The following is a 2,225-nucleotide window of genomic DNA, read 5'->3' on the forward strand; positions in this document are numbered from 1 at the left end:
GGCATCGAGTCCTCCAAGCGACTCGGCCGCCACCGCTGGACCATCGAACGCACCATGGCCTGGCTCGCCGGCTGCCGACGACTCCACCGTCGCTACGAGCGCAAAGCCGACCACTTCCTCGCCTTCACCAGCATCGCCTGCACCCTCATCTGCTACCGCAGACTCACCAAATGAGATGACTTCTTAGTCGTCCAGTGGTGGCGGTCTTCGGATCGTTCAGCGGTAGCCCCCACAGCATCATCACGAGCACGGTGGCAGCCATGGCACCGAGCAGCCACACCAGTGCGCGGGAGGCTCGAAGGCCGTATCCGGACACCGCCCAGTACAGGGCCAGTAGCGCACGCTCAGCGATAGGACGGTTGCGGTCGTGGCGGCGCATCTCCATCTCGCCGTAGTAGAAGTCCACCGCGTCCGGCTCGTTCTTGCCGTCCTCGAAGGACTTCCGCAGCTGTCGGTACACCGGCGCCAGCCCCGCCGGACCGATCACCTCCGTCCCATCCGGCGCGGCCGCCCAACCGGAGCATCCCCGCCGGGCACGCCAGTGCTGTTCCTCGATCAACGTCCGCCGTGCGGTCCACCGCACAACAAACAGCCCCCGCCGCCGCAAACCTGACGGTGCGGGCGCAAGAGGGCACTCCCCCTCCAGCCGCAGCTGGTCCAGATGCACCGTGCCAGACAGCAGACAGGCGCTGAGGTCGACGTTGTGGAGCAACAGGTGCGCCGCGTCTGCTCCCCGCAGAGAGGCTACGCGCGCTCCCGGATCGCTGCCAACCAGCTGTCCCTCCGCCAAGACTGCTCCGCCCGGTGCGGTGAAGTGGGCGGTTTGAGTGACAATGGTCAACGGACACTCGAACACTGCGTCGCTCAAGTCGACAGTGGCGTATCTCAGCCGCAGGGCGGCGATGGAGTCCCATCGTGTTCGCTGGCCCTCGAGGTGGGTTGCTGCGGCCTGGATGGTCACAGGGCTGTTGAACCGTGCTCCGCGCAGGTCGAGGGCTCCCTGGCAGACCAGGGGGCCCACATGCGCAGCCGTCTCAAACACTGCCTCATGGAAATTGGCATCGCTGGAGAACGTCGCCCCGTCGAACACGGCAGGGCCTGAGAATGTCACTCTCCGGAACTCGGCTTCGTCGGAAAACGCAGCCTTTCTAAAGTCAGCATCGCTGGAGAACGTCGCCCCCTCGAACACGGCAGGGCTGGAGAACGTCGTCTCATAGAACTCGCCGGGGCCGTAGAACGCCGCCCCACCAAACCAGGCAGGACCGGAGAACCTCGCCCTGGAGAACCCCGCATCGCTGGAAAACGTCACCCCACCGAACGTAGTGTCGCCGGAGAACGCTGCACCGCCAAACCAGGCGAAGCCGGAGAACGTGGTGCTGCTGAACTCAGCGTTGGAGAGCGTCACTCTCTCGAACCAGGCGTCGCTGGAGAACGTCGCCCCGCCGAACAGGGTGAAGCCGGAGAACGTCGCCCCGTCGAATCTGGCGGGTCCAGAGAACGTCGTCCCACGGAACCCAGCGGTGCCGGCGAACGCTGCCTCATCGAACCTAGCGTCGCCGAGCTGGGGCCGTCCGGTGGAGGGATCATGGAGGGCGGCCAGGAGTTGCTGCAGCAGGCTTGTGAGATGAGAGTGCCGCGGTGGTCGAGGTCGCTACCTGATGACAGTGTGCTGAGATAGCTGCCCCGATCGGCGTCCGTGAGATGAGCTAAGCATGCGCCGTATGGCTCTACTCGACGTCCGCGGCAGCCGACCGCGTTACTGGTCGAGTCCGCATCGCGTGCGCAATGCGGCCAGCTCGGCACGGACGAGGGGGGCGGCGCGCCGGTGGTCGTCATGTCTCTTGGGACGATTCCGGGTGGACTTCCGGTTGCCGTGAGCAGCCAATGTGATCAGCCTGTTTGGCACCACTCTCTGGCCCACACTTCAGACACAAGGCGGCTCGCTCGCGCTCGCCGCGCGCGGCCCAGCCCCCGTCCGGGCCTGCGCTCCTGTCTCCGCCCCGCTCCAGCCCGGCCGGCGCCCGTCCCGCGCGCTCAACGATCAGCCGCCTGCCGCCAGAAAAGGGGTACGTCGTGGCTGGGGCGGTCGGCTCCACGGCTTTAGGCAGCCACTTTGGGGCGAGCCTCTCAGATCACGGCCCCAACGTCGTGCTTTACCGGGCAGGTTGTCCATCCCCTCGCAGCGTGGACGGTTTCGTTAAGCGGCTTGGGACTGTTGGTCTCTG

Annotated in this window: 2 protein-coding genes and 1 pseudogene; 1 reads left to right on the forward strand and 2 read right to left on the reverse strand. The window is 66.2% G+C overall.

The annotated features are described in order from the left end of the window. Positions 1–174, forward strand: a 174-nt coding sequence (locus tag IEZ17_RS41495; protein WP_189308814.1) for a transposase, incomplete at its 5' end; no start/stop codon positions are given. On the opposite strand, the gene IEZ17_RS41500 is transcribed toward IEZ17_RS41495, so the two are convergent. Together IEZ17_RS41500 and IEZ17_RS45195 are read right to left on the reverse strand one after the other, a co-directional pair. After that, positions 164–1,405: a pentapeptide repeat-containing protein gene (locus IEZ17_RS41500; protein WP_229853136.1), complete on the reverse strand. Its 1,242-nt coding sequence runs from the start codon at positions 1,403–1,405 to the stop codon at positions 164–166. The two genes, IEZ17_RS41495 and IEZ17_RS41500, sit on opposite strands and share 11 nt — an antisense overlap. Positions 1,406–1,489: 84 nt before the next feature. After that, positions 1,490–1,615: pseudogene (locus tag IEZ17_RS45195) on the reverse strand (hypothetical protein); the annotation flags it as partial. Positions 1,616–2,225 lie beyond the last annotated feature (610 nt).

This window comes from Streptomyces albospinus (assembly GCF_014648695.1).
Classification (GTDB): Bacteria; Actinomycetota; Actinomycetes; order Streptomycetales; family Streptomycetaceae; genus Streptomyces; species Streptomyces albospinus.